The organism is Rhodovulum sp. PH10, assembly GCF_000293785.1.
In the GTDB taxonomy this organism is placed as follows: domain Bacteria; phylum Pseudomonadota; class Alphaproteobacteria; order Rhizobiales; family Xanthobacteraceae; genus Rhodoplanes.
Window position 1 is genome coordinate 1 of record NZ_AKZI01000226.1, and the last position, 2478, is coordinate 2478.

3 protein-coding genes and 1 pseudogene are annotated in these 2478 nt (G+C 59.1%); 3 read left to right on the top strand and 1 reads right to left on the bottom strand.

From position 1 onward, the window contains the following. The first annotated feature begins 669 nt into the window (after nt 1-669). Nucleotides 670-1632: a methyltransferase domain-containing protein gene (locus A33M_RS25435; RefSeq protein WP_083850604.1), complete on the top strand. Its 963-nt coding sequence runs from the start codon at nt 670-672 to the stop codon at nt 1630-1632. Here A33M_RS25435 and A33M_RS23580 read toward each other — a convergent pair. Next, nucleotides 1520-1804, bottom strand: a pseudogene (locus A33M_RS23580) (transposase); the annotation flags it as partial. The gene A33M_RS25435 and the pseudogene A33M_RS23580 sit on opposite strands and share 113 nt — an antisense overlap. A gap of 165 nt (nt 1805-1969) precedes the next feature. Here A33M_RS23580 and tnpA point away from each other — a divergent pair. Beyond that, on the top strand, nt 1970-2362 hold the full coding sequence (gene tnpA, locus A33M_RS21700) for an IS66-like element accessory protein TnpA (RefSeq protein WP_008392130.1): 393 nt from the start codon (nt 1970-1972) through the stop codon (nt 2360-2362). Continuing rightward, nucleotides 2359-2478 (top strand): IS66 family insertion sequence element accessory protein TnpB (tnpB, locus tag A33M_RS25280; RefSeq protein ID WP_192814142.1); only part of this gene is annotated, 120 nt, incomplete at its 3' end. The genes tnpA and tnpB, both read left to right, overlap by 4 nt.

The window sequence follows — 2478 nt, forward strand, 5'->3', positions numbered from 1 at the left end:
GTCCATATCGCTGCTATCGTCTGCTATTGGTTATGAGTCTGGACCCTAGATGTTCAGTCCGGGAGAGACGTGGCGTATTCTTGACCCGAGAAGGGAAAGATCCGCTGTGGCAGGCGCTCTTCACGGGAGCGCCGCACGACGCCGAGAGACCGAGCCGATCCGCCACCTCATCCTGGGGCGAAACACCCAACGGGCCAGGCTGCGGGCCGTGCAGCGAGGTGTCATCCTGCTGTCGAGTTCGGGCTGGCGACGGTTTGCCGCGACCGTCCCGCGCGAAGGCATGTCTGATATGAGAGACTGTCCGGAACGGACGCCGCTGTAGAAACTCGACGCCGATATTTGATATGCCATTCCCCCGGGCTCGGCATGGAGCAGATGTTTCAAGAGGCCCTGCGCCCCGACCGCACAGCGATTTGGCCTGGGCGCTTCGGAACTGGGCTCGGCCGACGTCGGGCTCCTGATTCCGTCGTGTGGAACGAAGGGGTTGATCATCTGCGACGTCGTCCACCCGCGCTTCGTTGCGGACGTCGGTCGGCGTTTGCGGACGCCTGATAATGACCGGCCATTTCAAGTTGACGGGTGGTCTTGGGCGCTCCTAGAGATGCGAACGTCCTCAGGTGCTGTTTGCTTCTCAAGGGAGAACGTCGAGTGTTGAGATTTCATAAATGGATGGTGTCGAAAAAGCGTCGCTCAGAAGTATCAGGGCGATTACTCGTCGATGAATGTAGGCCCGCCACCCCTCTCGGTCGATCGGAAAGTATTCTCACCAATATCGATACTCAAAAATCGAAAATATTGGAAATCGGTCCATTATATAGGCCTCTGGTAAAAAAGGGAGGCGGAAATGTATTTTATGCCGACCACTGTTCAGCGGACGAGCTTGTCGAGAAGTATAAGGACGACCCGCTCGTTTCTGCTCACGCGTTGGCCGACATCGATTTCGTGGTAGAGCGTGACATCGGCGAGGCATGTAAAAACGCAGCGCCATTCGATGTCGTTGTTGCTTCGCATGTGATAGAGCACGTCCCGGACTTGGTCGGGTGGATGATGTCGATACACACGCTCCTTCGAGCGGGCGGCATTTTGTGCTTGGCAGTCCCCGACAAGAGATTCACTTTCGATGTTCTTCGACGTTCGACGACCATGAAAGATATCCGCGAAGCTCATGAGGAAAAGAGAAGCCGCCCTCCGCTCGATATAGTCTGTGACAGTTACCGCAATTCCGTCGGTTTCGAGCCAGGATCGATTTGGAATGCGCCGCTCGATCTTGAAAGGTGTGCGGTCGGCTGGCCGTCCTCGGTTGTCAATGGAAAGATAGCTCTTCACATGAAAGGTTGCTATGTCGATGTCCACTGCAGTGTATTCACGCCCTGGGAATTTCTAAAGATTGTTTCATCGATCGTTCGTGATTATAAAATAGAATTTTCCGTCAGGTATTTTCGAAATACGATTCGAGGGGAAGAGGAATTTCATGTTCAGATGGTGAAAGGGGAGGCGGGTACGGACTGGGACTCGCTCGTCAATGAGGCCGAGTCGAATGCGGTGTGGCCGGACTACCTTCCCCCGTCGCTCCTCCGTAGGGGTATGGCGTTAGGTCGAGGAGGAAGTCGTTGTTCCATCCGGCCTGCCTGAGCTTTCCGGCGAGTGAGCCCTTGGTTTGATCGGCGCGGGCGACGTTGAGGGCGAGGCGTCGGAGCACGGCGAGGTTTTGCGGAGCGTGGTCGCGACTGTTTCGCGCGGCGTCCTCGGCGACGACCACGTCGAGTTCCCAGTGGAGCGCGTTTTCGAGTCGTCCGTGAAACCTTCGGAAGTCATTGACGGAGCTGCGTGATCGCCGGGCGGCAAGTCTCGTTCTTGCAGGAATGGTGGGCCGGGACCGTGGATTCCTTGCAAATTCGGATGCCGGATCGTAATCCTGCGGTGAAGGCCGCCTTGCGGGAGGCAGGGCTTTGGCTCGAGAACAGAGCGTATGGACAGTCATACGCACAGGGCGTTCGAGCGGCTCGAGATCGTCGGGACGGGGCGTCGTCGTCGCTGGAGCGACGAGGAGAAGCTGAAGATCGTGCTGGAGAGCCTGGCTGGCCCACGGCTGGTGTCGGCGACGGCGCGGCGGCACGGCATTTCGCGCTCGCAATTGGTGACGTGGCGGCGCGCCTTTCGGGCCGAGCGTATCGGATCGGAGACCGGGCCGACCTTCGTTCCCGCGGTGCTGGCGCCGGCACCGAAGCCGTCGAAGCTTGAGATGACGGCGGCGGCCTCACGCATGGAGATCGTCCTCGTCGGCGGGCGGCGGATCGTCGTCGACGCCGATGTCGATGCCGCGGCTCTGGCCCGGGTCGTTGCCGTGCTGGACCAGTCATGATCCCGATCCCGAGTGGGGTGAAGGTCTGGCTGGCGACGGGACACACGGACATGCGCAAGGGCTTTCCCGGCCTGTCGCTGCTGGTCCAGGAGGTATTGAAGCGCGATCCGATGAGC

Bases quoted from the DNA above. Each gene is read 5' to 3' on its own strand.
- tnpA (WP_008392130.1), top strand. From the start codon at position 1,970: ATGGACAGTCATACGCACAGGGCGTTCGAGCGGCTCGAGATCGTCGGG.
- A33M_RS25435 (WP_083850604.1), top strand. From the start codon at position 670: ATGGTGTCGAAAAAGCGTCGCTCAGAAGTATCAGGGCGATTACTCGTC.